The sequence below is a fragment of the Pseudomonas benzenivorans genome, from assembly GCF_024397895.1.
Taxonomy (GTDB): domain Bacteria; phylum Pseudomonadota; class Gammaproteobacteria; order Pseudomonadales; family Pseudomonadaceae; genus Aquipseudomonas; species Aquipseudomonas benzenivorans_A.
The window spans coordinates 2,215,635-2,240,659 of sequence record NZ_CP073346.1; the positions used below are offsets into that span (position 1 = coordinate 2,215,635).

25 protein-coding genes are annotated in these 25,025 nt (G+C 66.8%); 13 read left to right on the plus strand and 12 right to left on the minus strand.

Going from position 1 to position 25,025, the window contains the following annotated elements; all coding sequences use genetic code 11:
- Positions 1 to 6: 6 nt before the first annotated feature.
- Positions 7 to 2,454, plus strand: a complete 2,448-nt coding sequence (locus KDW96_RS10360) for a putative bifunctional diguanylate cyclase/phosphodiesterase (RefSeq protein WP_255840325.1) — start codon at positions 7 to 9, stop codon at positions 2,452 to 2,454.
- Positions 2,455 to 2,628: 174 nt separating this feature from the next.
- On the opposite strand, the gene KDW96_RS10365 is transcribed toward KDW96_RS10360, so the two are convergent.
- The 4 genes from KDW96_RS10365 to KDW96_RS10380 all read right to left on the minus strand — a co-directional run bounded on the left by KDW96_RS10365 (position 2,629) and on the right by KDW96_RS10380 (position 5,261).
- Positions 2,629 to 3,039 carry an HPF/RaiA family ribosome-associated protein gene (locus KDW96_RS10365; protein WP_255840326.1) on the minus strand — a complete coding sequence of 137 codons (411 nt, stop codon included), beginning with the start codon at positions 3,037 to 3,039 and terminating at the stop codon, positions 2,629 to 2,631.
- 320 nt (positions 3,040 to 3,359) lie between these two features.
- Positions 3,360 to 3,656, minus strand: coding sequence for an SCP2 sterol-binding domain-containing protein (locus KDW96_RS10370; protein ID WP_255840327.1), 297 nt, complete (start codon positions 3,654 to 3,656; stop codon positions 3,360 to 3,362).
- Positions 3,657 to 3,670: 14 nt separating this feature from the next.
- Entirely contained in the window at positions 3,671 to 4,144 is a 474-nt protein-coding gene (locus KDW96_RS10375; RefSeq protein ID WP_255840328.1) for a hypothetical protein, read from the minus strand.
- A gap of 10 nt (positions 4,145 to 4,154) precedes the next feature.
- Entirely contained in the window at positions 4,155 to 5,261 is a 1,107-nt protein-coding gene (locus KDW96_RS10380) for a DSD1 family PLP-dependent enzyme (protein WP_255840329.1), read from the minus strand.
- 79 nt (positions 5,262 to 5,340) lie between these two features.
- On the opposite strand from KDW96_RS10380, the gene KDW96_RS10385 reads away from it, so the two are divergent.
- Positions 5,341 to 6,000 carry a TetR/AcrR family transcriptional regulator gene (locus tag KDW96_RS10385; protein WP_255840330.1) on the plus strand — a complete coding sequence of 220 codons (660 nt, stop codon included), beginning with the start codon at positions 5,341 to 5,343 and terminating at the stop codon, positions 5,998 to 6,000.
- A 135-nt stretch (positions 6,001 to 6,135) separates the two neighbouring features.
- On the opposite strand, the gene KDW96_RS10390 is transcribed toward KDW96_RS10385, so the two are convergent.
- Both KDW96_RS10390 and KDW96_RS10395 read right to left on the minus strand, forming a co-directional pair.
- Entirely contained in the window at positions 6,136 to 6,477 is a 342-nt protein-coding gene (locus tag KDW96_RS10390; RefSeq protein ID WP_255840331.1) for a cupin domain-containing protein, read from the minus strand.
- A gap of 382 nt (positions 6,478 to 6,859) precedes the next feature.
- Positions 6,860 to 7,021 carry a hypothetical protein gene (locus KDW96_RS10395; RefSeq protein WP_255840332.1) on the minus strand — a complete coding sequence of 54 codons (162 nt, stop codon included), beginning with the start codon at positions 7,019 to 7,021 and terminating at the stop codon, positions 6,860 to 6,862.
- A 238-nt stretch (positions 7,022 to 7,259) separates the two neighbouring features.
- Between KDW96_RS10395 and KDW96_RS10400 the strand changes: the two genes are divergently transcribed.
- Genes KDW96_RS10400 through KDW96_RS10415 form a run of 4 tightly spaced genes read left to right on the plus strand, consistent with a single transcriptional unit; the run spans position 7,260 to position 10,743 of the window.
- Positions 7,260 to 8,405: an MlaE family ABC transporter permease gene (locus tag KDW96_RS10400; RefSeq protein ID WP_255840333.1), complete on the plus strand. Its 1,146-nt coding sequence runs from the start codon at positions 7,260 to 7,262 to the stop codon at positions 8,403 to 8,405.
- On the plus strand, positions 8,402 to 9,190 hold the full coding sequence (locus KDW96_RS10405; protein WP_255840334.1) for an ABC transporter ATP-binding protein: 789 nt from the start codon (positions 8,402 to 8,404) through the stop codon (positions 9,188 to 9,190). Before KDW96_RS10400 ends, KDW96_RS10405 begins: the two co-directional genes overlap by 4 nt.
- A complete protein-coding gene (locus KDW96_RS10410) occupies positions 9,191 to 10,108 on the plus strand; it encodes an MlaD family protein (protein WP_255840335.1) in 918 nt (305 codons plus the stop codon). It abuts the gene before it with no gap.
- Entirely contained in the window at positions 10,105 to 10,743 is a 639-nt protein-coding gene (locus KDW96_RS10415) for an ABC-type transport auxiliary lipoprotein family protein (protein WP_255840336.1), read from the plus strand. The genes KDW96_RS10410 and KDW96_RS10415 overlap by 4 nt, the downstream gene beginning before the upstream one ends.
- On the opposite strand, the gene KDW96_RS10420 is transcribed toward KDW96_RS10415, so the two are convergent.
- Positions 10,740 to 12,686, minus strand: a complete 1,947-nt coding sequence (locus KDW96_RS10420) for a RecQ family ATP-dependent DNA helicase (RefSeq protein WP_255840337.1) — start codon at positions 12,684 to 12,686, stop codon at positions 10,740 to 10,742. The genes KDW96_RS10415 and KDW96_RS10420 overlap by 4 nt on opposite strands.
- A gap of 136 nt (positions 12,687 to 12,822) precedes the next feature.
- Here KDW96_RS10420 and KDW96_RS10425 point away from each other — a divergent pair, with 136 nt between their 5' ends.
- Positions 12,823 to 13,173 carry an ArsR/SmtB family transcription factor gene (locus KDW96_RS10425; RefSeq protein WP_255840338.1) on the plus strand — a complete coding sequence of 117 codons (351 nt, stop codon included), beginning with the start codon at positions 12,823 to 12,825 and terminating at the stop codon, positions 13,171 to 13,173.
- A gap of 60 nt (positions 13,174 to 13,233) precedes the next feature.
- Positions 13,234 to 14,310, plus strand: coding sequence for a flavin-containing monooxygenase (locus KDW96_RS10430; RefSeq protein WP_255840339.1), 1,077 nt, complete (start codon positions 13,234 to 13,236; stop codon positions 14,308 to 14,310).
- Between the two features lie 100 nt (positions 14,311 to 14,410).
- On the opposite strand, the gene KDW96_RS10435 is transcribed toward KDW96_RS10430, so the two are convergent.
- A complete protein-coding gene (locus KDW96_RS10435) occupies positions 14,411 to 15,952 on the minus strand; it encodes a phosphoenolpyruvate carboxykinase (RefSeq protein ID WP_255840340.1) in 1,542 nt (513 codons plus the stop codon).
- A 159-nt stretch (positions 15,953 to 16,111) separates the two neighbouring features.
- A complete protein-coding gene (hslO, locus tag KDW96_RS10440) occupies positions 16,112 to 17,005 on the minus strand; it encodes an Hsp33 family molecular chaperone HslO (protein WP_255840341.1) in 894 nt (297 codons plus the stop codon).
- 97 nt (positions 17,006 to 17,102) lie between these two features.
- On the opposite strand from hslO, the gene KDW96_RS10445 reads away from it, so the two are divergent.
- A complete protein-coding gene (locus KDW96_RS10445) occupies positions 17,103 to 17,909 on the plus strand; it encodes a phosphatase PAP2 family protein (protein WP_255840342.1) in 807 nt (268 codons plus the stop codon).
- Positions 17,910 to 17,942: 33 nt separating this feature from the next.
- Here KDW96_RS10445 and KDW96_RS10450 read toward each other — a convergent pair whose 3' ends face one another.
- Complete coding sequence (locus tag KDW96_RS10450; RefSeq protein WP_255840343.1) at positions 17,943 to 18,341, minus strand: RNA-binding S4 domain-containing protein; 399 nt, start codon at positions 18,339 to 18,341, stop codon at positions 17,943 to 17,945.
- 116 nt (positions 18,342 to 18,457) lie between these two features.
- Here KDW96_RS10450 and rimB point away from each other — a divergent pair, with 116 nt between their 5' ends.
- Both rimB and rimK read left to right on the plus strand, forming a co-directional pair.
- Positions 18,458 to 18,925 (plus strand): retropepsin-like aspartic endopeptidase RimB, encoded by a 468-nt coding sequence (gene rimB, locus KDW96_RS10455; RefSeq protein ID WP_440447121.1) that lies wholly within the window; start codon positions 18,458 to 18,460, stop codon positions 18,923 to 18,925.
- A complete protein-coding gene (gene rimK / locus KDW96_RS10460; protein ID WP_255840344.1) occupies positions 18,922 to 19,827 on the plus strand; it encodes a 30S ribosomal protein S6--L-glutamate ligase in 906 nt (301 codons plus the stop codon). The genes rimB and rimK overlap by 4 nt, the downstream gene beginning before the upstream one ends.
- Before the next feature lie 8 nt (positions 19,828 to 19,835).
- On the opposite strand, the gene KDW96_RS10465 is transcribed toward rimK, so the two are convergent.
- Both KDW96_RS10465 and ompR read right to left on the minus strand, forming a co-directional pair.
- Entirely contained in the window at positions 19,836 to 21,149 is a 1,314-nt protein-coding gene (locus KDW96_RS10465) for an ATP-binding protein (protein WP_255840345.1), read from the minus strand.
- A gap of 55 nt (positions 21,150 to 21,204) precedes the next feature.
- Positions 21,205 to 21,939, minus strand: a complete 735-nt coding sequence (gene ompR / locus KDW96_RS10470) for an osmolarity response regulator transcription factor OmpR (protein ID WP_255840346.1) — start codon at positions 21,937 to 21,939, stop codon at positions 21,205 to 21,207.
- A 221-nt stretch (positions 21,940 to 22,160) separates the two neighbouring features.
- Here ompR and KDW96_RS10475 point away from each other — a divergent pair, with 221 nt between their 5' ends.
- A complete protein-coding gene (locus KDW96_RS10475) occupies positions 22,161 to 24,473 on the plus strand; it encodes a Tex family protein (RefSeq protein WP_255840347.1) in 2,313 nt (770 codons plus the stop codon).
- A gap of 3 nt (positions 24,474 to 24,476) precedes the next feature.
- Positions 24,477 to 24,863: a PaaI family thioesterase gene (locus tag KDW96_RS10480; RefSeq protein WP_255840348.1), complete on the plus strand. Its 387-nt coding sequence runs from the start codon at positions 24,477 to 24,479 to the stop codon at positions 24,861 to 24,863.
- The last annotated feature ends 162 nt before the right edge of the window (positions 24,864 to 25,025 follow it).

Sequence of the window (25,025 nt, forward strand, 5' to 3'; positions counted from 1 at the left end):
GCCATCATGAAGCTGCGTACACGCCTGCCCCTGCTGGTGGTGCCCCTGATCACCGCCCCGCTGCTGCTGGTCGGGCTGCTGGCCTTTGTCGAACTCAAGGACAGCGCCCGCAGCAGGGCCGATCAGCAGACCCAGCTGCTGCTGGAGCGCTTCGACGCGCAACTGCAGCAGCAGATCCGCAGCGCCACAGCCAACGTGCTGCTGTTCTCCGAAGACCCGCTGCTGCAGAAATACCTGCTGGCCGGGGATGCGACCGAGCGCTATGCGCTGCTGCAGCGCCCCCTGCAGCGCAAGCTTCGCGGCATTCAGCGGGTCTTTCCGCAGTATTACGAGATTCGTGTGCTGCTGCCCGACGGCTTCGAAGACCTGCGCGTCGACGATGGCGCCCTGCCCAACCTCACCGAGGAGGAGGGTCGCACGCCGCTGTTCCTCGCCATTCAACGCGCGCCCCAGGACACCCTGACGCAGATCGCCATCAACCCGGACAATCGACAGCCAGCGCTCTACGCCACCCACGCAGTGCGCATGATCGACCCGTCGCTCGACTCCTACAACGCCACTCCGCAGCTGCGCGGCTACCTGAGCCTGACCGTCAGCCTGCAAGCGCTGCTGGGCACCCTGACGCCCTCGCCCTGGCCCAAGGGCGGCATTGCCCTGAGCGACGCCCGAGGCCGGCCTCTGGCCGCATCACAAGAGCTCGAGGACTCCGGCCTGCTCCAGCCGTCCACCCTGGCGGCCCTGACCTCGGCGTCCGAAGGCGAGCGCCAGGTCCGCCTTGCCGACCAGGCCTATCAGCATCAGGCCAGGCGCCTGACCGACGACCTGTGGATTCATCTACTGGTTCCCGAAACCGTTCTGCTCAACGAATCACGCAAGATCGGCAACCTGGTGCTGCTCATCTGCCTGGGGGCCATCGCCCTGTCCGTGCCGCTGCTGTTGCTGGTGCTGCGCGGCCAGTTCATCAGGCCGTTGGAGCGTCTCAACAACGCCCTGGCGACGCTCGGCCAGCAGCAACAGCTGGTGCAGGTTACCGTGCAGAGCGCGGACGAGATCGGCGAACTGAGTCGCTCCTTCAACCAGATGAGCCTGGCCCTGTACCAATCCAACGAACGGATCCGCGACCTGGCATTCAGTGACAGCCTGACCGGACTGCCCAACCGGCTGATGTTCATCAAGACCCTGCGCCGCGAAATCGAGCAGGCCCGCCAGCACCAGAGCCGCTTCGCCCTGCTGTTTCTCGACCTGGACAACTTCAAGCACATCAACGACACCCTGGGCCATGCGGCGGGCGACCAGCTGCTGATCAAGGTGACGGAGATCTTCCAGGCCAACCTGCGCGGCTACGACTACCTGAGCCGCCCGGTGGGCATCGAGGTCAGTCGCGACATGGCGCGCCTGGGCGGCGACGAGTTCACCCTGCTGCTCAACCATCCGGAGGTCGACCAGCTGGCGGGCCCGGTGGCCGAACGCATCATCAACGCGCTGGCCGAGCCGATCGACCTCGACGGCAGCGAATGCTATGTCGGCTGCAGCATCGGTATCGCCATCTACCCCGAGGACGGCAACAGCGTGGAAGATATGGTCAAGCATGCCGACCTGGCCATGTACCAGGCCAAGACGCGCGGCAAGAGCAACTACCAGTTTTTCTCCAGCGCCATCGCCGAGCGCTCCCAGGAGCGGGTGCTCCTGGACCAGCGGCTACGCAGCGCGGTGGAGTCCTGCAACTTCCACCTGCACTACCAGCCGATAGTCGACAGCCGCAGCCTGCGCATCAAGTCGGTGGAGGCGCTGATCCGCTGGGACGACCCGGAGCTGGGCAGGGTTCCGCCGGATCAGTTCATCCCGCTGGCCGAGGAGAACGGCCTGATCCTGCAGATTGGCCAGTGGGTGCTCGAGCAAGCCGCCGGCCAGCTCGCCGCCTGGAAGCAAGACCAGACGGCGGACTTGCGGATGGCGGTCAACGTGTCCAGCGTGCAACTGGCCCAGCCAGGCTTCGCCCGCCAGGTCGCCCGCCTGCTGCGCCAGTATCAGCTGGGTGCCGACGAGCTGTACATCGAACTGACGGAAACCGCCGTGCTGCAGGGCCGCGAACAGGCCCTGGCCAATCTCCACGAACTGCGCGACCTGGGGGTCAAGGTCGCCCTCGACGACTTCGGCACCGGCTACTCCTCGCTGAGCTACCTGCAGACCCTGCCAATCGACATCCTCAAGATCGACCGAAGTTTCATTCTCAACCTGCAGGAGAACAACAACGGCGTGATCCTCTCGGCCATCATCACCATGGCCCATTCGCTGGGCATGCAGGTGGTCGCCGAAGGCGTGGAAGACCAGGCTCACCTGAACTTCCTCACCAGCGAGGGCTGCGACCTGCTGCAAGGCTATCTGTTCAGTCGCCCGCGTCCCGCCGATGAGATCGTGGGGCTACTCAGTCAGCCGCTGCCGGAAGCCTGCTAGAGCCGATCCGCCTGGTTCTAAAGCCGTAAGCCCTGAAGATGCGCCGCGGCAGATTCGCCGAGAGGCGGTAGATGCAGCAGCGCCCGAAGCGCAGGCACAACTGAAGAGGGGTTCCCATCTGCATGGGAACCCCTCGTGATCAATCAGTTGAATGGGTCAGGCGGGCCGAACAGACTAAACCCTGTCGAGCTCTTCCTGCTTGGCCAGAAACTCTTCCTGCAGCAGGGCATCGACAGGCTCCTCGCTGGCGCTGTTGAGGCTGCGCGGGGCAGTCGCCCTGGCTTCGAGCTTGCCGACCAGGTGCTCGAGGGCGTGGCGCATTTTTTCGCCGGCGCCGTCCACCGCCTGCTCCAGATCCTGGGCCTTGTGGGTCACCGAAATGGCCTGCTGCCCCTTGGGCCTGGCCTCGATCTGGCAGCGCTTGTCGTCTGGCCCGGACTTGTGGGCATTCTCGTCGCTGATGTGCACTTCTATGCGGGTAAGCAGATCGGAGTAGCGCTCGAGCCTGTCGGTCAGGGTCGAACCTATCCACTTCTGAAGTCGGGCGTCACCGTCGATCTGATGGATGTTCACTTGTACTTGCATAGGGCTTCCTCGTTTTGACCTGGGTGTTCGTTCGAGGTACTGCGTGGGCCGGAGCTCCAGTCGATTGCATGCCCTCCTGTCGCGGCGCCGGCTGCGTGGGAATGCAGCGCACGGCTCTAGCCAGATGCAATCGGCCTACAAACACCGACGCCTCCATGATTAACAAAAACCTGCCAAGTAAGCTAGGACTAACGCCCCTTCCGGGAAAATATCTCGTGGTCACACAGGGCGCCTGTGCGCCCCGGCATTGAGCCCATCGAGGCAATCGCACCTCCCGACGCAGATACCGGGGCGCCAACAGGCTGGCCAGCCGCGCGCCTTCAGAACATTTCCGCGGCCCGCATCGCCAACTGCATGTTCCCTTGCACCTTGAGCTTGCCAAGCAGAAACAGCGGCTTAACCTTGCTGACTCGCGTAACCAGCCTCTCGAAGGACAGGGCGTCGGTGGTGATAACCGCAGCGACCTCACATTCCTCTTCGTGAAACACCGGCACCGCTCCCGTGCCGTCCCAATAGATGGTGCCCAGTGCACCGACCCGCATCGCGATACAACCCTCGATCGGCTTATGTTGTGCGGCCATGTCAAAAAGCTTCTGACGCATGCTGATAAAGTCCATGGTGACCTCTTGGTCTAGTGGGAAGGGTTGTTGATATGTGCGGGTATCAGGTCGCTCATGTCGGCGCCGCGCCGGCGCATGGCAACCTGGCAACGGCTGACGCCGGGCTGGGCCTGCGAGCGCAGGACAACGAACTCGCCACCGATATGTTCAAGCAGCGTGCGGTCGTACTCCATCATGCGATAGCACGCCGCGGTGTCGGCACTGCCGCGCAAGGGGCAATCGGTGCTGATTTCGGCGTACACCGTGTCGTCGGTGACCGCGATGATCGGATGGTCTTCGATACTGGAAAACCCCAGCTGCCAACGTTTCCCGAGCTCGTGCAGATCCCGCGCCGGGGTAATGGCGCTGGCCTTGATGACCTTGCGCGCCAGCATCTGCAGATACCGGTCGGAAATGGGTTGCCAGGAGGGCCGCCGGGACAGGAAGGCAGCGAGATGCAGCAAGCCCCGGCTCAGGCGCACCATCAGGCGACGTGTAATGGTCATGCTGATGCCCTCACGCTGAGCGCCCGCGGGCATCGATCGGCAGGGTACGCAGCAACTCGCCGTCACGCACCAGGTGGTAATCGCTGTAGAGGTTGACCGTTGGATCACAATGGGGCGCCGCGCAGACGATCAGCTCGCCTAGCTGCGGACGCGGGGTGCCCTCTTCGACTATCAGCATGCCGTGCTCATCACCGAAGAAGGCATAGTCGCTGCCCCGCAGCTCATCGGACCACACTTCCGGGTTGGGCCCATCGGTCGCGAAGGCCTTGAGGCCTGCATCGGTTGTCACCCAACCATCGTTGTTCACGCTGATCACACTGGTGTAGACGAACAGCGCTTGCTCGAACGGCCACTGCGCGCCATCGGGGCGCTGCACCTCGCGGTACTGAGTGTCCATGAACACGTAGGAGCCGGTCTGCAACTCGCTCAGCACCCCCGCGGCGATGTCGAACTCGAACGTACCGGTGCCCCCGCCTGTCACGATGGGCAGCGCATGACCCTGCTCCCGCAAGACCATGACGTAGCCCTGCAACTCCGTCATCGCCAGCTTGACCAGCACTTCACGGGCGTCACTGTCCTCGACATGCATCAGATGCCCCGCGTACCCCTGCACCCCAACCAGTTGCAAGTGGCGGCAGGCCTCGATCGCGGCAGCCAGCTCCAGGGCTTTGCGATGCGACCTGACGCCGGTGCGTTCCTGTCCGATGTCGATATCGATCAGCACGCGCAGCGGCTTGTCCTGGTCCTCCAACTCGGCAACCAGGCCATGCAGATTGGCCAGGTCATCGACCACCACCGACAACCCCTCGACCCGCTGATTAAGGCTGACCAGCCGGCGAATGCCGTTCGCCGTCACCACGGGTGAGGTGACCATCAGGCCCTGGATGCCGGCATCGCCGAGCACCTCCGCCTCGCCGAGTTTGGCGCAGCAGATCCCCACCGCGCCGGCCTTAAGCTGGGCGCGGGCTATCTCCACGCTCTTGTGGGTTTTCGCGTGGGGCCGCAGCTGAATCCCCGCTGCCGCCGCAATCTCCGCCATGCGGCTGACATTGCGCTCGAACGCCGACGCGTCGAGCACCAGCGCCGGGGTATCGATTTCACCTGCAATTGATTTCATAGTGCACTCCGGATAGCTGTGGCGGTAAAATGCAAAACATGAACAACGGTTCACGTAAGCAATATATGAACGAGGTTTCATGTTGTCAACGCGCAACCTCCAGAACAGAGGGAACGAGATGGAAAAACGGCCGCAACAGGAGCGCAGCAAGGCTCGCGTGGAAAAAATCCTCCTGACCACCGGAGAACTGCTACGGGACATCGGCTACGAGGCCCTGTCCACCAAGCAGGTGGCGGCGCGCGCGGGATTGCCGGTCGGTACGATCTATCAGTTCTTTCCGAACAAGGACGCTCTGGTACAGGCGCTGGTTGCGCGGCTGCAGGAGGACGTTGAGCAATTGGCGCAGGAATTGGCCTCTGTAGAAGCCACTCGGCTCCAGGATCTCGGGCCTTTCATCGCCCGGCTCGTGGATGGCATCGCCGCCATCCAGGGCCGCTCAGCCGGGTTCGTCTGCCTGTTCGCCGGCAGCCCGGTAAACAGCGAGTTCGAAGGGCTCGTCAGCGGTCTGCGCGACAGCCTCCTGCAACAAGTCGAGCGCGCGCTGAAGGATGCTGCGCCGCACCTGACCGCGCGCTCACTCAGTCAAACCCTGATCATCATGAGCGAGATCACGCGGGGCATCATTGCCCAGTTCGACCGCGCGGAACCGGCCGAACGCGCAGCCCTGATCGAAGAACTCAAGACTGCGCTGACCGCCTACGTGAACGTCAAAGTGCGCGCGGCGGTCGATGCAAGCTGACGCCGCACGCCCAGTGAGCACACCAGGAGTAGCTGATATCCCTGGCAGCCGAGAACCGCCAGGCCCATCCCTGAGGCGGTGGGAAGAAAGCCCGCAACGGCGGGCAAAAAACACTGGTACGAAGCGCAGAGCGGGTCAGGCGAAGACGAAGTACTTGCGCACGGTCTCGACCACTTCCCAGGTACCGGTCATGCCCGGCTCGACCACGAAGATGTCGCCGGCCTTGAGGTGGATCGGCTCCTGACCGTCCGGGGTGATGATGCAGTAGCCTTCCTGGAAGTGGCAGTACTCCCACTTGTCATAGGCGACCCGCCACTTGCCGGGGGTGCAGATCCAGGTGCCCATGATCTTCTTGCCGTCTTCGGAGGTGTAGGCATTGAGGTTGACGGTGTGCGGATCGCCGCCGATGCGCTCCCACTTGCAGGCATCGATGACCGGGACGGGGGTGGTGTCGCGAAGTACGGTGATAGGTTGCATGTCTGCTCCAAGGTTGTCGGGCTGAAATAGCACCCGGCTACGCTAGCGCTGCAACGCGTGGCGCGAATGTCTGAAGTCGACCCCCAACTGCCTGGAAACGCGCAGTGCATCGACCGCCCCCAACGGACTCTTTGCCGCCCACGAGCGCCGCGCCAACAAAAAAGGGCACGCCAGCGGCGTGCCCTTTTTTGTTCGAATTGCACGGTCAATGTTCGCCCCAGCGAAGCCGGCATCCTCTGCAGGCGCCGTGACGGGGCTCATGCGTCGGTGTCTGGAAGGTCGTGCGGACGCTGCGGGACGAGTTCCGCCTCAGACGCAAGCAAGCGCTGAGGCGTCAGAGCCGGCGATACGCCCGCGGGCGTCAGCGCTCGGGTGGGGGACGTTAGGCGGCGAGGTCTTCGCTGATCAGCATGCCGTGGTTGACCACCCAGCTCTTGCGGCCCTTGCGCAGCGCCAGGGGATTGCGGCCGGCGATGACCCAGCCTTTGCCGATCAGTTGGTCGATGTGCGCGCGTAGCGCCGGGAGTTTGCGTTGCTCTTTCATGGTCGAATCCTTTCTTCCATTGGCGGTTCAGTAGGCGGGGCGGTGCCTTCACCACGTTCGTGAAGCACGTCACGCAGAATGACCGACCTGCAATCGCCCGCAAAGTCCCACAATCGGGTGAGCGCGGCGCGAGTCGGGCCTGAAGCAAGCCCCGTCGGCCAAGACCGCTGGCTAGCTATTCGGGCGTCCTCGGCTCCCGATCCGTCGCAGGTGACGGCCGCGAACTAAGCTTGGGGCTATGAGCGCCACCCCGTACATCACCCCGTGTCAGTCGCGCGGCAGGGACGCCGCCCCCGGCCTGCAGATCGGCGGCGACTGGACCCTGCCCCATTACACCGCACTGCAACCCCAGGTGCTGGCCTTGCGCGGCAGCGTGCCGGACGACGCGGCGGTAGAGCTCGCAGGTCTGGGCGCGCTCGACACCGCCGGCGCCGCCCTGCTGGTGGAATTGCTCGGCAGTCAGCGCCTGGTCGAACTGGCAACCAGCGCCCCGGGACTGCCGGACGAACGCCGCGCCCTGCTCAAGGTGGTCTGTCAGGCCATGGCCGGCGCGGCGCCCGCGGCGCCGGCACGCCGGCCCTCGACCCTGCACGAGCTGCTCGGCACCATCGGCGCCGCCCTGGAGGGCCTGTGGCGGCAGAGCGGCGCCCTGCTCGGCTTTATCGGCCTGACCCTGGCCGCCCTGCTCGCCAGCCTCTGGCGCCCCAGCCGCTGGCGCGTCACCTCGCTCGTGGTGCACCTGGAGCAGAGCGGGCTCAATGCCCTGCCCATCGTCGCCCTGTTGACCTTCCTGGTCGGCGCGGTGGTGGCCTTTCTCGGCGCCACCGTGCTGGCCGGCTATGGCGCCAGCTTCTACACGGTCAACCTGGTGGCCTTCTCCTTCCTGCGCGAGTTCGGCGTGCTGCTCACCGCGATCCTCGTGGCCGGGCGCACGGCCAGCGCCTTCACCGCGCAGATCGGCTCGATGCGCGCCAACGAGGAGGTCGACGCGATCCGCACCCTCGGCCTCAGCCCCCTGGAGTTGCTGGTGCTGCCCAGGGTGCTGGCGCTGCTGATCGCCCTGCCGATCCTGACCTTCGTCGCCATGCTCAGCGGCATCCTCGGCGGCGCCGTGGTCTGCGCCCTGACCCTGGACATCACGCCGACCATGTACCTGGCCATCCTGCAGGAGAAGATCGCCATGAGGCACTTCCTGGTGGGCATGGCCAAGGCCCCGCTGTTCGCCTTCCTGATCGCGGTGATCGGCTGCCTGGAGGGCTTCAAGGTCACCGGCAGCACCCAGTCCGTGGGCGAGCGCACCACCTCCAGCGTGGTCCAGTCGATCTTCGTGGTAATCCTGCTGGACGCGGTGGCCGCGCTGTTTCTGATGGAGATGGGCTGGTGAGCGGCGAGGTGATCATCGACGTGCACGACCTGTGCAACCGCTTCGGCGCGCAGGTGGTGCACCAGGACCTGCAGCTGCAGCTGTTGCGCGGCGAGGTGCTCGGGGTGGTCGGCGGCTCGGGCACCGGCAAGTCGGTGCTGCTGCGCAGCATCCTCGGTCTGCGCCGGCCGACCTCCGGCCGCGTGCGGGTGTTCGGCGAAGACCTGCTGAGCCTGGCGCCGGCGCAGCGCACGCGCATGGAGCGACGCTTCGGCGTGCTGTTCCAGCGCGGCGCACTGTTTACCTCGTTGACGGTGACCGAGAACATCGCCCTGCCGCTGATCGAGCATGCCGGCTTGCCGCGGCCGGCGGCCGAGCACCTGGCCCAGGTCAAGCTGGCCCTGGTCGGCCTGCCGCTGGAGGCCGGCAAAAAATACCCGGGCGAGCTGTCCGGCGGCATGATCAAGCGCGCCGCCCTGGCGCGGGCCCTGGCCCTGGATCCGGAAATCCTGTTTCTCGACGAGCCCACTTCCGGCCTCGATCCGATTGGCGCGGGAGCCTTCGACCAGCTGCTGCGCACCCTGCGCGATGCCCTGGGACTGAGTGTGCTGCTGGTCACCCACGACCTCGACGCGTTGTACAGCCTGTGCGACCGGGTGGCGGTGCTGGTCAATCAGCGGGTACTGGTGGTCGATAGCCTGGAGCAGGTCGCCGCCTACGACGATCCGTGGATTCGCGACTACTTTCACGGCCCGCGCGGACGCGCGGCCGAACGGGCCGCCGCCGGCGTGTCGGGGAGGGCCTGAATGGAACCGCGCGCCCACCACGTGCTGATCGGCCTGTTCGCCGTGCTGAGCCTGGCGGCGGCGCTGCTGTTCGCCCTGTGGCTGAACAAGTCCACGGCCGACCAGGAACTCAGCGACTACGTGGTGATCTTCGACGAGACCGTCAGCGGTCTGTCCAAGGGCAGCGCCGTGCAGTACAGCGGCATCACCATCGGCGAGGTGGCCAGCCTCGACCTCGACCCCGTCGACCCACGCCAGGTGCGCGTGCGCATCCGCGTGCTGAGCCAGGCGCCGATCAAGCGGGACACCCGCGCCCGCCTGTCGATCACCGGGATCACCGGTATCGCGGTGATCCAGCTGCTTGGCGGCACCCCGCAGAGCCCCAGACTCGAGGGTCGCGGCGGGCAGCCGCCCGAGATCATCGCCGAGCGTTCACCGCTGGCGCGCCTGATGACCAATGGCGACGACCTGCTGCTGACCCTCACCCGCCTGCTCAACCGCGTCGACCGGCTGTTCTCCGACGCCAATATCGAGCGCGTATCCCGCACCCTCGAGCACCTGGAACAGACCACCGCCAGCGTCGCCGAGCGGCGCGACCAGTTGCGCCAGAGCCTGCAGCAGTTTGGCGCCGCCAGCGAAGAGACGGCGAGACTGATGCGCAGCGCCCACCAGCTGCTCGACGGCGAGGGGCGCCAGACCCTGGCCAACGCCGGACGCCTGATGGCCTCGCTGGAGCGCAGCAGCCGCAACCTCGATCGCCTGCTCAGCGACAACCGCGAGGCGCTCGACAGCGGCCTGCAGGGGCTCGGCGAACTGGGGCCGGCGATCAGCGAGCTGCGCGATACCCTCGGCGCGTTGCGCGCCTTCTCCCGGCGCCTGGAGCAGGACCCCGCCGGCTACCTGCTGCGCAGTGAACGGATCGAGGAGTACCAGCCATGAAGCGCCTGCTCGGCATCCTGCTGCTGGGCGGCCTGCTCGGCGCCTGCACGCTGCTGCCCGAGAGCGAGCCCCTGGCGCTCTATCGGTTGCCGGCCAGCGCCCTGCCCGGCCAGGTGCAGCGTGGCGCGCCGCTCGACTGGGCATTGCGGGTCAACACCCCCGCCGCCAGCGCCCTGCTCGACAGCACGCGGATCGCCGTGCTGCCCCAGGGCGACCGCCTCAGCGCCTACCAGGGCACGCGCTGGGTCGACCGCGCCACCCTGCTGCTGCGCGACCGCCTGCTCGACGGCTTTCGCGACGACGGTCGCCTGGCCGCGGTGAGCGGCGACGGCAGCGGCCTGCGCGCCGACCTGCTGCTGGACAGCGACCTGCGCGCCTTCCACGGCGAGTACCGGGGCCACCAACCGCAGGCCCATATTCACCTGGAAGCGCGCCTGGTGCAGGCCGGCAGCCGACGCATCCTCGCCAGCCGTCGCTTCGTGGTGCGCCAGGCGGCGGCCGAACGCTCGGTGGCGGCGATGGTGACGGCCTTCGGCCAGGCTGGGGATGAGCTGACCCGCCAGCTGGTGGCCTGGACCCTGGACCAGGGTCGGGCTGCGCGCCGCGCCCGCGGGACGGGCGGCGCGACGGACTAGTCCGGCTGGGCCGGCACCTGGGCCAACACCCAGTCGCGCACCGCGGCGTAGGGGTAGGCCTCCAGCGCGGCAAACCCGGGCAGGCTGCGCGCCTTGAGCTTGGTCAGCAACGGCGCGCTGACACCGCAGAGAAAACGGGTCAGGCATTCGGCGCTGGGCGCCTCGCCCAGTGCCTGCCGGTGGCGCTGGATAAGGTCGCTGCACAGGCGCTGCAGATCCTGCCCCTCCAGCGCCGCCAACGCCGGTGGCTGCGGCAGCTGAGCCACCTGGCCTTGGCACACGGAGCAGTGGCCGCAGCGCTGCGGCGCCTGGGCGTCGCCAAAATAGCCGGCCAGGCGCCGACTCAGGCATTGCCCGCTCTCGAACAGCCCGAGCATGGCGTGAATGCGGGCGATCTCGCTGCCTTCCTGCTGGCGGAAGTACTGGTGCAGGTCGGCGCTCAGCGCCGACGCCTCGAACTGCGGCTCGAGCAGGGCATAGACCTCGGTCATCTGCTTGCTTTCCAGCTCGATCCAGCCCTGCTCCTGGAAATAGTCCAGCGCCTTGACCACCCGGCTCCGCTCGGCCTGATGCTGGCGGTACAGCGCCTCGAAATCCAGGGTGCACCAGGTGCGCGCCCGGGGCGCGCTGGCCACCAGGGCCTCGACGAACCGGCGGCGCTCGCCCTCGAAGCGGGCCAGCAGGTCCGCCGGCTCGATCAGGTACTTGAAGCGGTATTCGGCGAAGTAGGCGTAGCGCGGGGCGATGATGCCGCGCAGCTCCAGCTGCACCAGCAGCGTCTTGAGCGGCAGCGGGCGGATGTTGCTGCGCTCGCTGAGGGCCCCCAGCATCAGTTCCCACTGGCCGTCCTCGCCGGCAGCCTGCAGCTCGTCCAGCACCCGGCGAATGCCCCCCTGCTCCGGGGTATCGCCATAGACGAAGTTCTCCAGCAGGTTGAGGCTGTCGCGATTGGCCAGTACCAGGCAGTCCGAGGCCAGGCCATCGCGTCCGGCGCGGCCGATCTCCTGGCTGTAGTTCTCGATCGACTTGGGCAGGTCGAAGTGCACCACGTTGCGGATGTCGCGCTTGTCGATGCCCATGCCGAAGGCAATGGTGGCGACGATGCAGTTGATCCGCCCCGCCATGAACTGGCGCTGAATCGCCTCGCGCGCCTCATGGGCCATGCCGGCATGGTAGGCGCTGGCCGGGACGCCCTGGCGGCTCAGGTGCTCGGCGACCTGCTCGGCGCTCTTCTGCTGGGTGACATAGACGATGCTCGGCTGGCCGGGCCTGGCGACCAGCCATTCGACCAGGCGACGGCGCTTGTCCGCGCCACTGACCGGCTCGACCAGCAGGTTGAGGTTGGCGCGGTAGAAGCCGGTGGTCACCACATCGTCCGCGGCAATGGCGAACTTGCGCTGCATGTCGGCCACCACCTGCGGGGTGGCGGTGGCGGTCAGCAACAGCACCTGGGGAATGGCGAACTGACGCTGGTAATCGGGCAACTTCAGGTAGTCCGGGCGGAAGTTGTGGCCCCACTCGGAGATGCAGTGGGCCTCGTCGACCACCAGCAGGGAGATCGGCACCTGGGCGATAAAGTTACGGAAGCGCTCGTTCTTCAGGCGCTCCACCGAGATCATCAGGATCTTCAGCGCGCCGGACCTGGCGCGGTTCATCACCTCGGCGGCCTGCTCGCGGCTCTGCGCCGAGTCGATGCTGGCGGCACTGATGCCGTGGCGCGCGAGAAAGGCCAGCTGGTCCTGCATCAGCGCCAGCAGCGGCGACACCACCAGGGTCAGGTGCGGCAGGTGCAACGCCGGCAACTGGTAGCACAGCGACTTGCCCGAGCCGGTGGGGAAGATCGCCGCCGCCGAGCGTCCGGCCAGCACGGCCTCGATCACCTGCCGCTGACCGGCGCGCAACTGCTGAAAGCCGAATACCTCGGCGAGGCTTTGCTGGTACATGGGGCCATTCCTTCGAGCAAACACGCTCAGGGCAGCCATTGTAGGCGCCCCGGCCGGCTCCGGGCGAACGAACGGGCACGGACCGGGCCGTCCCACCGATTGACGCGTGCATATAAATGCACATAAATTGCTCGCCATGAACGACTCGCCAATCAGCAGACAACAAGCCATCGAGGCGGCCATCGCCACCTTCGACAGCACCTTCTTCAAGGCCCTCTGCGAGCCTTCGCGCATCGGCGTGCTCAAGCGCGTGATGCTGCTGGGGCGCGCCGACATCAGCGCGATCGCCGCCGAACTGCCGCAGGAACGCTCGGTCGTTTCGCGCCACCTGCAAACGCTGCAGGAGGCCGGCATCCTGCGCACCGCCAGGGAGGGACGCCAGGTCTTCTACGAGGTGGATGGCCCGGCCATCGTCAACCGCCTGGAAGCGACGCTGCGTGAGTGCAAGCGCATAGCGCCCTACTGCTGTCCCGGCGCCCCCGGCTGACCGACCGCCGCCACAGGCACGCCATTTTTAACGAGCCATTACGTGCATAGGTGCACACATATGATTACACCAAAGCAACATGCCGTGATCATCATTGGCGCCGGCCAGGCTGGCCTGGCCATGGGCCGACAGCTGCAGCGCCAGGGCGTGGACTTTCTGATTGTCGAGGCCGCAGACCGTGCGGGTGGCAGCTGGCGCCACTATTACGACAGCCTGCAACTGTTCTCCCCAGCCGCCTACTCCGCGCTGCCAGAACTGCCCTTCCCCGCAGCGCCCAGACACTACCCGCGGCGCGACGAAGTGGTGCGCTATCTGGAGCTGTATGCCGCGCACTTTCGGCTGCCGATCCGCTGCAACAGCCGTATCGAGCGGGTCAGCCGCCAGGGCACCGGCTTTCGGCTGCAGGACGCCGATGGCCTGGCTTACCAGTGCGACGCCCTGGTGGTCGCCTCGGGCGCTTTCAGCCAGCCCTACATCCCGCCTATCAGCGGGCTCGAAGGCTTCCGCGGCCGCGTGCTGCACAGCAGTGCCTACCGCAACACCCAGCCCTTTGCCGGCCAGCGCGTGGTGGTAGTCGGCGCCGCCAACTCGGCGGTGCAGATCGCCCACGAACTGGCCGCGGTCGCCGAGGTGAGCCTGGCCACCCGAGCGCCGGTCCGCTTCTTCCCCCAGCGCCTGCTCGGCCTCGACTTCCATGCCTGGCTGCACTGGAGCGGCCTGGAGCGCACCCGCTGGCTCAGCGACCAGGGCACGCCGGTGTTGGACGACGGACGCTACCGGCGTGCCCTGCGCGAGGGACGCTACCGCCAGCGCCGCATGTTTCGGCGCGTCGAGGGCGACGCCCTGATCTGGGCCGATGGCCGCCGCGAACCTGGCGATGCGCTGATATTCGCCACCGGATTCCGCCCCAACCTGTCGTTTCTCGCCGAGCTGCCCGCGCAGAATGCGGAGGGCCTGCTGCTACAACGCGACGGCCGCGCCAGCCAGGTACCGGGACTGTTCTTTATGGGCCAGCCCAGGCAGCGCAACTTCGCCTCGGCCACCTTGCGCGGGGTCGGCCCCGACGCCGCCCATCTGCTGCCGGCCCTGCTCACGCACCTGCGCCAGCCAAAGGCGCCGACGCTACAGGCCCTGTAATGCTGCCCAGCCAAAGCCAAAGCCTGAGCCGCCCAGCGCCGCCTTGCTTCGGACAAAAGAAAACCGCCCGAAGGCGGTTTTCTGTGTCGCGGCTGCCGGCTTAGAGCTGGGGGCCGGCGTTCTTGATGGCCTCGGAGACCTCGAACTTCTGGAAGTTGTCGATGAACAGCTTGGCCAGGCCCTTGGCGGCCTCGTCGTAGGCGTTCTGGTCCTCCCAGGTGTTGCGCGGGTTGAGCAGATTGGTTTCCACACCCGGCACCGACTTGGGTACGTTGAGGTTGATGATCGGCAGGTGCTCGGTCTCGGTTCCGATCAGCGCGCCACTCTGGATGGCCGCGATCACCCCACGGGTGGTGGGAATGTTGAAGCGCTTGCCGACGCCGTAACCGCCGCCGGTCCAGCCGGTGTTGACCAGGTAGACCTTGGAGCCGAAGCCGCGAATGCGCTTGATCAGCAGCTCGGCGTACTCGCCGGCCGGGCGCGGGAAGAACGGCGCGCCGAAGCAGGTGGAGAAGGTCGACTTGATGCCGCTGCCCGAGCCCATCTCGGTGGAGCCGACCAGCGCGGTGTAGCCGGAGAGGAAGTGGTAGGCCGCCTGCTCTTCGTTGAGGATCGACACCGGCGGCAGGACCCCGGTGAGGTCGCAGGTGAGGAAGATCACCGCGTTCGGCTCACCGCCGAGATTGCGCTCGCTGCGCTTCTCGACGTGCTGCAGCGGGTAGGCGGCGCGGCTGTTCTGGGTCAGGCTGTCGTCGCTGTAGTCCGGCACGCGCTGCTCGTCGAGCACCACGTTCTCCAGCACGGCGCCGAACTGGATGGCCTTCCAGATCACCGGCTCGTTCTTCTCCGAGAGGTCGATGCACTTGGCGTAGCAGCCACCCTCGATGTTGAACACCACGCCCTCGCCCCAGCCATGCTCGTCGTCGCCGATCAGGTAGCGGCTCTCGTCGGCCGACAGGGTGGTCTTGCCGGTGCCGGACAGGCCGAAGAACAGCGTCACGTCGCCGTCTTCGCCGATGTTGGCGGCGCAGTGCATCGGCAGCACGTCGGCTTCCGGCAGCAGGAAGTTCTGCACGCTGAACATGGCCTTCTTCATCTCGCCGGCGTAGCGCATGCCGGCGATCAGCACCTTCTTGGCGGCGAAGTTGATGATCACGCAGCCGTCGGAGTTGGTGCCGTCACGCTCGGGCACGCACTCGAAGTTGGCGACGTTGAGCACTTGCCACTCGACCTTGGCGGCCGGGTTGTACTGCTCTGGATTGATGAACAGGCAGCGGCCGAACAGGTTCTGCCAGGCGGTGGCGGTGGTCATCTTGACCGGCAGGTAGTGGGCCTCGGCCGAACCTACGTGGACATGGGAGACGAAGCTGTTCTGGGCGTCGGAGAAGGCCTGTACGCGATCCCACAGGGCATCGAACTTGTCCGCCGGGAACGGCCGGTTGATCGGCCCCCAGGCGATCTTCGCCTCGGTGCTCGGCTCCTGGACGATGAAGCGGTCGGCGGGCGAGCGGCCGGTGCGATGGCCGGTACGGACCACCAGCGAGCCGTTGGCGGCCAGTTCGCCTTCGCCGCGACGGAGGGCTTCTTCGACCAGTTGGGCAGTGCTGATGTCGGTGTACACGGCGTTGTTGGCTTGCGTCATGTGGGTCCCCGTCGGCCCGCGGGCCGAGTCTTCCAAACGATTTGTAGTAAAGATTGACACACTACTACAGCGAGAAAAAAGTCGCGGGAGTATGCCAGAAAGCACATGCCTTGGCAGTACCCGAACCGCCAAGCGGGCCGATAGACGCCCGCTATCGACTCAGTGGCGGGTATCGGAGGGCGCCTCGCTGCCACCACCGGCGAACAACTGGGCGACGTCGGCGGCATCGAAGGCGTACTGCTGGTTGCAGAACTGGCAGTCGATCAGCACCTGCCCGTCATGCTCGCTGAGCAGCAGCTCGGCATCGGCCTGGCCCAGGCTGACCAGCGCCCGGGCCGAGCGCTCGCGCGAGCAGCTGCAGCGGAAGCACAGCTGGCGCGGCTCGAACAGGCGCAGGGGCTCCTGGTGGTACAGGCGGTGCAGCAGGGTCTCGTTGTCCAGACCGAGCAGCTCCTCGGTGGTCAGGGTGCCGGCCAGGGTCACCACGTGCTCCCAGCTGGCCTGGCGCGCCTCGGCTTCCTTCAGACGATCGGCCGGCAGCTGCTGCAGCAACAGCCCGCGGGCGCGCTGACCGTCGGCACACAGCCAGAAGCGTGTGGGCAGCTGCTCGGAGGTGGCGAAGTAGTTGGTCAGGCAGTCGGCCAGGGTGGCGCCGTCCAGGTCGACGATGCCCTGGTAACGCTGGCCCAGCTTCGGGTCGACGGTCATCGCCAGCACGCCATCGGGCATCAGCTCGCGCAGTCCCGCGTCGCTCGCCACCTGCTCTTCGTGGTAACGGGCGATGCCGCGCAGCTCTCCGTCGCTGGAGCACTCGACCATCAACAGGGGCACCGGCCCGGAGGAGCGCACCTGCAGCACCAGCAGGCCGTCGAATTTCAGGGTGTTGATCAGCAGCGACGCCGCCGCCAGCAATTCGCCGAGCAGCTGGGCGACCGGCTGCGGATAGCGGTGCTTGGCCAGCACGTGCCGGTAGCTCTCGCCCAGGCCGACCAGCTCACCGCGGACATCGGTGTCGTCGAAGAGGAAACGCTGAGTGTGATCGAAATCGTGCATTGGGCAACCAGATGTGAACAACAGATGACAAAACGGCGCGACATCTTTATAAACGCGTCGCCATTTTCAGGGATGACTATTTAAGGAGCGACATTCTATGGATAAAGACAACCGCATCCAAGCCGCCTGGCGATGGCCGGCCCTGCTCGGCCTCAACCTGCTGGCCGCTGCCGTGCTCGCCAGCTGGCTGCTGCCGGCCACCCGCGCGCTGTGGGACGGCGCCGACCTGTGGCTGTTCCAGAGCCTCAACGGCTCGCTGGGCCACTCCGCGCTGTGGGACGGTTTCTGGGCCGTGACCAGCACGCGCCTGAGCGATGCCCTGGTCGGCGTGCTGATGCTAGCCCTGATGCTGCACTCGCGCTGGGTGTTCCGCGCGGGTGAGCTGCGTCCGGCGCTGTTCACCTTCCTCGGCCTGCTGCTGATGCTGCTGGTCATCCGCGTGCTGTTCAACAAACTGGTCGGTGTCCTCGACTGGCAGCATGCCAGCCCCTCGACCCTGGTTGCGGGCACCTACCACCTGAGCGGCGCCTTCCCCGAGCTGGAGCGTCTGTTCGAGCTGAAGGACCGCTCCAGCCGCAGCTTTCCCGGCGACCACGCCTCGGTGCTGCTGCTCTGGGGCCTGTTCATGGCGCAGTTCAGCCGCGGCTGGAAGCTGGCCGCCAGCCTGGCACTGGTGGTGCTGTTCATGCTGCCGCGCCTGGTCGCCGGCGCCCATTGGCTGGTGGACGTGGCCGTTGGCGGGCTGTTCATCGCCCTGGTCAGCTACGCCTGGGGTTACTGCACGCCACTGGCCGGCCACATCGCCAGGGGTCTGGCCTGGCTCTGTCAGCCGCTATGGACGCTGTTGCAGCGGCTGCCGCTGATCAACCGGCTGTTGGTGGTCAACCCACAGCGCGCGGCCTGACCAGGCTGCGCCGCCGGCCGCACTGCATCGCCCTCAGTCGTCCCGGTCACCGCGGAACTGGTGCAGCTGGCGACGCTGTTTCTTGGTCGGCCGGCCATCGGTCTGCACGCCCAGGGCACCGGCCTTGCGCTGCGCCGCGGCCTGTTCGCGGCGAACGATGCTGTCGGCGGTTTCGGCGTACAGCTCCTGGGCCTGGGGCGCGCCACGGCGCACCACCGACAGCGCCTGGATCACCACCGTGCGTTCGTCGAAGCCCGTGCGGATCACCAGTTCGTCGCCCACCTTGGGCTCCTTGCTCGGCTTGCAGCGCTCGCCACGGCAATGCACCTTGCCCCCTTCGATAGCGGCCTTGGCCAGGGCGCGGGTCTTGTAGAAGCGCGCCGCCCACAGCCACTTGTCCAGGCGCACCTTGTCGTCGTCTTTCTCGCTCATCGCTCTCTCGATCAAAAAATGCCGCTGCACGGCGATTCTGCCTGATGCAGTTGCCCCGACGCACAACTAGAATGCCGGGACCATAGGCCAGCAAGGCCCGACGGAAACAGCCCAGTGTGAAGACCTTCGACCATCTCAGCGTGATCGGCCTGCGCGAATGGATCAACCTGCCGGAATTGGGCATGGTCGGTCTGCGCGCGAAGATCGACACCGGTGCCAGCACCTCTTGCCTGCACGCCAGCGATATCCAGCCGTTCGAACGCGACGGCGCCGACTGGGTGCGCTTCACCGCGCACCTCGGCACCCTGGTGCAGCGGCGCCATCGCTGCGAGGCGCCGCTGGTGGCGGTCAAGCGCATCAAGAGCTCCACCGGCCACGTGCAGAGCCGCTACGTGATCCGCACCGAGCTGATACTCGGCGATCGCCGCTGGACCGTCGAGTTCACCCTGACCTGCCGCAAGACCATGCGCTATCGGGTGCTGCTGGGCTCCAAGGCGCTGATCGACGGCCAGCTGGTGGTCAATCCGGCGCTGACCTATGTGCAAGACAAACCCTCGCTCCTCGACCTTCCGGGTGCCCCATGAAAATCGCCGTCCTGTCGCGCAACCCGCGCCTCTATTCAACTCGCCGCCTGGTCGAAGCCGGGCAGCAGCGCGGTCACGAGATGGTGGTGATCGACACCCTGCGCGCCTACATGAACATCGCCAGCCACAAACCGCAGATCCACTACCGCGGCGAGCCGCTGGAGGGGTTCGACGCGGTGATCCCGCGGATCGGCGCCTCGGTGACCTTCTACGGCTGCGCGGTGCTGCGCCAGTTCGAGATGATGGGGGTGTTTCCGCTCAACGAGTCGGTGGCCATCACCCGCTCGCGCGACAAGCTGCGCTCGCTGCAACTGCTCTCGCGCAAGGGCATCGGCCTGCCCGTGACCGGCTTCGCCCACTCGCCGGACGACATTCCCGACCTGATCCAGATGGTCAACGGCGCGCCGCTGATCATCAAGGTGCTGGAGGGCACCCAGGGCATCGGCGTGGTCATGTGCGAAACCCAGAAGGCCGCCGAGTCGGTGATCGAGGCGTTCATGGGCCTCAAGCAGAACATCATGGTGCAGGAGTACATCAAGGAAGCCGGCGGCGCGGACATCCGCTGCTTCGTGGTCGGCGACAAGGTGATCGCGGCGATCAAGCGCCAGGCCAAGCCCGGCGAATTCCGCTCCAACCTGCACCGCGGCGGCGAGGCCAGCCTGATCAAGATCACCCCGGAGGAACGCATGACCGCCATCCGCGCGGCCAAGGTCATGGGCCTGTCGGTCGCCGGGGTGGACATCCTGCGCTCCCACCACGGTCCGCTGGTGATGGAGGTGAATTCCTCGCCCGGCCTGGGCGGCATCGAAAACACCACCAGCAAGGACGTCGCCGGGATGATCATCGAGTACATCGAGAAAACCGCCATGCCGCACCAGACCCGCACCAAGGGCCGCGGCTAGGGCGGTAATCACACCGCGTCGCGCGGCAGCAGCAGCCCCAGCGGCAGGCACACCCGCGCCTCCAGGCCACCGCCAGAGCGGTTGCGCAGCTCGACGCTGCCGCCGTGCAGCGCGGCGATGCGCTTTACGATGGCCAGGCCGAGCCCGGCGCCCTGGCCGCCACGGGCGCGGTCGCCGCGGATGAACGGATTGAAGATGCTGCTCAGCTCGGCCGGATCGATGCCGGCGCCGCGGTCGAGCACGCTGAGCACGGCATAGGGCGCACCGTGGTTGCCGGACAGGTAGGCGGCCACCTCCACCGCATCGCCGCCGTAGCGCAGGGCGTTCTCGATCAGGTTGACCAGCAGGCGCTTGATCGACACCCGGCGCAGCGGCATAGCCGGCAGCGGCTCCAGGCACAGGCGCACCAGCTCCTGCTGCTGGTTGTAGGGCGTCACCACCTCGCGGATCAGCTCGCCCAGATCGAGCTCTTCCAAGGGCTCGTCACGGCCGTCGCGGATAAAGGCGAGGAACTGGTCGAGAATCGCGTCCATGTCCTCGATGTCGCGGACCATGTCCTCGGTCAACTCCGAGTCGCTGTTGAGGAACTCCATGGACAGGCGCAGGCGGGTCAGCGGCGTGCGCAGGTCGTGGGACACCCCGGCCAGCATCAGCTCGCGCTCGCGGGCCGCCTGCTCGACGTCCTCGGCCATCTGATTGAAGGCCCGATAGACCTCGGTCATCTCGCTGGGCGTATCACTGACCGGCAGGCGCACGCTGCGCCCCTGGCCGATCTGCCGGGCGGCAAACACCAGGCGCTTGAGCGGGGCGCTGAGCTGGCGCACGAAGATCCAGGCCGCGGCGGTGGACAGCAGGCCGATGCCGAGGAACCAGCCGAGCACGCTCCAGATCCGCTGACCGCGCAGCGGGTGCGGGTAGAGCGGCACGCGCAGCCAGTCATCGCCCAGGTTGGGCGCGTGAACCCAGAGCGCCGGCGGGCTATTGACCCGCACCCGCACTTCGGTGTCCGGCCCCAGCTCGGCCTGCATCTGGCGCTGGAATATCTCGCTGTAGGGCCAGTGCTGCTCGCTGGCCGGCACCTTGTTGAACGGCACCCGCTTCAGCCCCGCCGCCGCGGCGACGAGTTCGCGGTCCTGCGGCGGCACCGCCCAGTAGGCACGCAGGGTCAAAGCCGCGCCGTGGCTGTACTGGCGATCGACCAGCACGTCCTCGTTCATCATCAGGTAGACCAGGGTCAGCGCCTTGGAGAACAGCACCACCACCAGCACCAGCCAAAGAGTGCGGGCGAAGAAACTTTGCGGGAACCACAGCGGGGTTTTCATGGCTGAGCGGGGACCGCCTGGCGGCTCGCAACGCAGGGGAGGGGATCGATCGGCACTACTTATTACCATCCGGCACGAACACATAGCCCACGCCCCAGACGGTCTGGATATAGCGCGGCTTGGACGGGTCCGGCTCGATCAGCCGGCGCAGGCGCGAGATCTGCACGTCGATCGAGCGCTCCAGCGCGTCCCACTCGCGGCCGCGGGCCAGATTCATCAGCTTGTCGCGGGTCAGCGGCTCGCGGGCATGCTGCACCAGGGCCTTGAGCACGGCGAATTCGCCGGTGGTGAGCATGTGCACCTCCTCGCCCTTCTTCAGCTCGCGGGTGGCCAGCGACAGCTGGTAGTCACCGAAGCTCACCGTCTCGTCCTCGCTGCCCGGCGCCCCCGGCACCACCGGTGCCTGGCGGCGCAGCACGGCCTTGATCCGCGCCAGCAGTTCGCGCGGGTTGAACGGCTTGGCCAGGTAGTCATCGGCGCCCAATTCGAGGCCCTGGATGCGGCTGGCCTCGTCGCCCTTGGCGGTGAGCATGATGATCGGCACCTGGTTGTTGCCCTCGCGCAACCGGCGACAGGCGGACAGGCCGTCCTCGCCCGGCAGCATCAGGTCGAGCACCACCAGGTTGAACAGTTCGCGCGACAGCAGGCGGTCCATCTGCTCGACGTTCTCCACCGTGCGCACCCGGTAGCCCTGTTCGTCGAAGAAGCGCTCGAGCAGGCGGCGCAGGCGCGCGTCGTCGTCGACGACGAGGATTTTCTCGCCTTCCAGCGTAGGGGCGGTGCTGCTCATAGAGGCTCCTTGACCGGGGATCTGCGCCGCCCGCACGGACGGAACAGCTTACATGCCCGGCATTATGGCCCAGTCGCCGCGCGCGGCGGGCCGGCCATTGTTAGCAGATTTTTCCCCGAACGGTTCCCAGCTCCCCGGCGGGCGGTGTTTATAATGCGCCGCTTCGTGTCTGGCCCGTGGTCTGCGTGGCCGGTTTTTCGTTTCAGTGTGGGTAGCTCTATATGGACAGCATCAACAACCGCATCGCCGAAGAACTGGGCGTGCGCCCGCAACAGGTCGCCGCCGCCGTGGCGCTGCTCGACGAGGGCTCGACCGTGCCCTTCATCGCCCGCTACCGCAAGGAAGTCACCGGCAGCCTGGACGACACCCAGCTGCGCCACCTGGAAGAGCGCCTGCGCTACCTGCGCGAGCTGGACGATCGCCGCGCCAGCATCCTCGCCAGCATCGAGGAGCAGGGCAAGCTGACCCCCGAGCTGGCCCGCGAGATCAACCTGGCCGACACCAAGACCCGCCTGGAAGACCTCTACCTGCCGTACAAGCAGAAGCGCCGCACCAAGGGCCAGATCGCCCTGGAAGCCGGCCTCGGCGAGCTGGCCGACGCGCTGTTCGCCGACCCGTCCCTGACCCCGGACCAGGAGGCCCAGCGCTTCATCGACGCGGAAAAGGGCTTCGCCGACGTCAAGGCCGTGCTCGAGGGCGCCAAGTACATCCTCATGGAACGCTTCGCCGAAGATGCCAACCTGCTCAGCAGCCTGCGCAGCTTCCTCAAGGACCACGCCACCCTCAGTGCCCGGGTGGTCGCCGGCAAGGAGGAGGAAGGCGCCAAGTTCCGCGACTACTTCGAGCACGACGAGCCCCTGAAGAGCGCGCCGTCGCACCGCGCCCTGGCGATCTTCCGCGGGCGCAACGAAGGCGTGCTCAGCGCCAGCCTCAAGGTCGGCGAAGAAGCCCCTGGCACCCTGCACCCCTGCGAGCTGATGATCGCCGAGCGCTTTGCCATCGAGCAGCGCGGGCGCGCCGCCGACAAGTGGCTGGGCGAAGTGGTGCGCTGGACCTGGAAGGTCAAGCTCTACACCCACCTGGAAACCGACCTGCTCGGCGAGCTGCGCGAAGCTGCCGAAGACGAAGCCATCAACGTCTTTGCGCGCAACCTGCACGACCTGCTGCTGGCCGCCCCGGCGGGCCCGCGTGCCACCCTGGCACTGGACCCGGGTCTGCGCACCGGCTGCAAGGTGGCGGTCGTGGATGCCACCGGCAAGGTACTGGACACCGCCACCGTGTATCCGCATGCACCGCGCAACGACTGGGACGGCACCCTGGCGATCCTCGCCAAGCTGTGCGCCAAGCACGCCGTCGACCTGATCTCGATCGGCAACGGCACCGCCAGCCGCGAGACCGACAAACTGGCGGCCGACCTGATCAAACAACTGCCGGGCCTCAAGCTGACCAAAGTGATGGTCAGCGAAGCCGGCGCTTCGGTGTACTCCGCCTCGGAGCTGGCCGCCAAGGAGTTCCCGGACATGGACGTGTCGCTGCGTGGCGCGGTGTCCATCGCCCGCCGCCTGCAGGACCCCCTGGCCGAGCTGGTGAAGATCGATCCGAAATCCATCGGCGTCGGCCAGTACCAGCACGACGTGTCCCAGCTCAAGCTGGCGCGCAGCCTGGACGCCGTGGTGGAAGATTGCGTGAACGCCGTCGGCGTGGATGTGAACACCGCCTCCGCCGCCCTGCTGGCGCGCATCTCCGGGCTCAACGCGACCCTGGCGCAGAACATCGTCGCCCACCGCGACGCCAACGGCGCGTTCAAGACCCGCGACGCCCTGAAGAAGGTTTCGCGCCTGGGCGAGAAGACCTTCGAGCAGGCCGCCGGCTTCCTTCGCGTGATGAACGGCGACAACCCGCTGGACGCCTCGGCGGTGCACCCGGAAACCTACCCGCTGGTGCAGCGCATCGCCGCCGATACCGGCCGTGACATCCGCTCCCTGATCGGCGACGCCACCTTCCTCAAGCGCCTCGATCCCAAGCAGTTCACCGACGAGCGCTTCGGTCTGGTGACCATCGGCGACATCCTCGCCGAGCTGGAGAAGCCCGGGCGCGACCCGCGCCCGGAGTTCAAGACCGCCGCGTTCCAGGAAGGCGTCGAGACCCTCAAGGACCTCGAACTGGGGATGATCCTCGAGGGCGTGGTGACCAACGTCACCAACTTCGGCGCCTTCGTCGACATCGGCGTGCACCAGGACGGCCTGGTGCACATCTCGGCGCTGTCGGAGAAGTTCATCAAGGACCCGCACGAGGCGGTCAAGGCCGGCGACGTGGTCAAGGTCAAGGTGATGGAGGTGGACATCGCGCGGGGCCGCATCGCCCTGACCATGCGCATGGGCGACACCCCCGGCGAGAAGGTCGAGGGCCCACGCGGCGGCGGCAAGCGCGGCAACACCCCGCGTAGCGAGCGCCACTCCAGCCAGGACAAGCCGGCCGCGGGCAACAACGCCATGGCCTCGCTGTTCGCCAACGCCAAGCAACTGAGGAAGTAAGCCATGGCCACCACCTCCCCTGCCGGCCAGGACAGCGCGTTCAGCACGCTGCTCGGCATGACCATCGAGAAAGCCGAGAACGGCGAGTCCCAGGTGCGCATGAGCATGCAGGATCACCTGCTCAACCTGCACGGGCGCATGCACGGCGGTGCGCTGTTCTCGCTGATCGACACCGCGCTCGGCCAGGCCAGCCACAGCCTGTTCGGTGGCGAGGCCGGCAGCATGACCCTGGAATGCAAGGTCAACTACATCCGCGCGGTCGACCACGGCGAAATCGTCTGCAATGCCCGCGTGCTCAATGCCGGGCGCAAGGTGCATGTGCTGGAGGCACGGGTGCAGCAAGGCGAAAAACTGGTCGCCACGGCCCAGGCCACCTTTATCTGCAAGTGAACCGCCAGCCCCGGCGGCGCCGACAGCGCCCGCCGGGGTCGACTGTTCACAGCCGACGTGCGCCCTGGGTGGCCAGCTGGTCGCTCAGGCGCACGCCACCTTCGCCTGCGTGTAACCGCAGCCGTCCTGGCTGGTCTAGGGTGAGTGGGCGCCCCCTGATCG

Excerpts from the sequence above, each read along its gene's own strand:
- KDW96_RS10480 (WP_255840348.1), top strand. The coding sequence starts at position 24,477 with ATGGCCACCACCTCCCCTGCCGGCCAGGACAGCGCGTTCAGCACGCTG.
- hslO (WP_255840341.1), bottom strand. The coding sequence starts at position 17,005 with ATGCACGATTTCGATCACACTCAGCGTTTCCTCTTCGACGACACCGAT.
- KDW96_RS10465 (WP_255840345.1), bottom strand. The coding sequence starts at position 21,149 with ATGAAAACCCCGCTGTGGTTCCCGCAAAGTTTCTTCGCCCGCACTCTT.
- KDW96_RS10475 (WP_255840347.1), top strand. The coding sequence starts at position 22,161 with ATGGACAGCATCAACAACCGCATCGCCGAAGAACTGGGCGTGCGCCCG.
- KDW96_RS10445 (WP_255840342.1), top strand. The coding sequence starts at position 17,103 with ATGGATAAAGACAACCGCATCCAAGCCGCCTGGCGATGGCCGGCCCTG.
- ompR (WP_255840346.1), bottom strand. The coding sequence starts at position 21,939 with ATGAGCAGCACCGCCCCTACGCTGGAAGGCGAGAAAATCCTCGTCGTC.
- KDW96_RS10435 (WP_255840340.1), bottom strand. The coding sequence starts at position 15,952 with ATGACGCAAGCCAACAACGCCGTGTACACCGACATCAGCACTGCCCAA.
- KDW96_RS10375 (WP_255840328.1), bottom strand. The coding sequence starts at position 4,144 with ATGACCATTACACGTCGCCTGATGGTGCGCCTGAGCCGGGGCTTGCTG.
- KDW96_RS10380 (WP_255840329.1), bottom strand. The coding sequence starts at position 5,261 with ATGAAATCAATTGCAGGTGAAATCGATACCCCGGCGCTGGTGCTCGAC.
- KDW96_RS10430 (WP_255840339.1), top strand. The coding sequence starts at position 13,234 with ATGATTACACCAAAGCAACATGCCGTGATCATCATTGGCGCCGGCCAG.
- KDW96_RS10395 (WP_255840332.1), bottom strand. The coding sequence starts at position 7,021 with ATGAAAGAGCAACGCAAACTCCCGGCGCTACGCGCGCACATCGACCAA.
- rimK (WP_255840344.1), top strand. The coding sequence starts at position 18,922 with ATGAAAATCGCCGTCCTGTCGCGCAACCCGCGCCTCTATTCAACTCGC.
- KDW96_RS10410 (WP_255840335.1), top strand. The coding sequence starts at position 9,191 with ATGGAACCGCGCGCCCACCACGTGCTGATCGGCCTGTTCGCCGTGCTG.
- KDW96_RS10370 (WP_255840327.1), bottom strand. The coding sequence starts at position 3,656 with ATGGACTTTATCAGCATGCGTCAGAAGCTTTTTGACATGGCCGCACAA.
- KDW96_RS10360 (WP_255840325.1), top strand. The coding sequence starts at position 7 with ATGAAGCTGCGTACACGCCTGCCCCTGCTGGTGGTGCCCCTGATCACC.
- KDW96_RS10450 (WP_255840343.1), bottom strand. The coding sequence starts at position 18,341 with ATGAGCGAGAAAGACGACGACAAGGTGCGCCTGGACAAGTGGCTGTGG.
- KDW96_RS10420 (WP_255840337.1), bottom strand. The coding sequence starts at position 12,686 with ATGTACCAGCAAAGCCTCGCCGAGGTATTCGGCTTTCAGCAGTTGCGC.
- KDW96_RS10415 (WP_255840336.1), top strand. The coding sequence starts at position 10,105 with ATGAAGCGCCTGCTCGGCATCCTGCTGCTGGGCGGCCTGCTCGGCGCC.
- KDW96_RS10390 (WP_255840331.1), bottom strand. The coding sequence starts at position 6,477 with ATGCAACCTATCACCGTACTTCGCGACACCACCCCCGTCCCGGTCATC.
- KDW96_RS10400 (WP_255840333.1), top strand. The coding sequence starts at position 7,260 with ATGAGCGCCACCCCGTACATCACCCCGTGTCAGTCGCGCGGCAGGGAC.
- KDW96_RS10365 (WP_255840326.1), bottom strand. The coding sequence starts at position 3,039 with ATGCAAGTACAAGTGAACATCCATCAGATCGACGGTGACGCCCGACTT.
- KDW96_RS10425 (WP_255840338.1), top strand. The coding sequence starts at position 12,823 with ATGAACGACTCGCCAATCAGCAGACAACAAGCCATCGAGGCGGCCATC.
- KDW96_RS10385 (WP_255840330.1), top strand. The coding sequence starts at position 5,341 with ATGTTGTCAACGCGCAACCTCCAGAACAGAGGGAACGAGATGGAAAAA.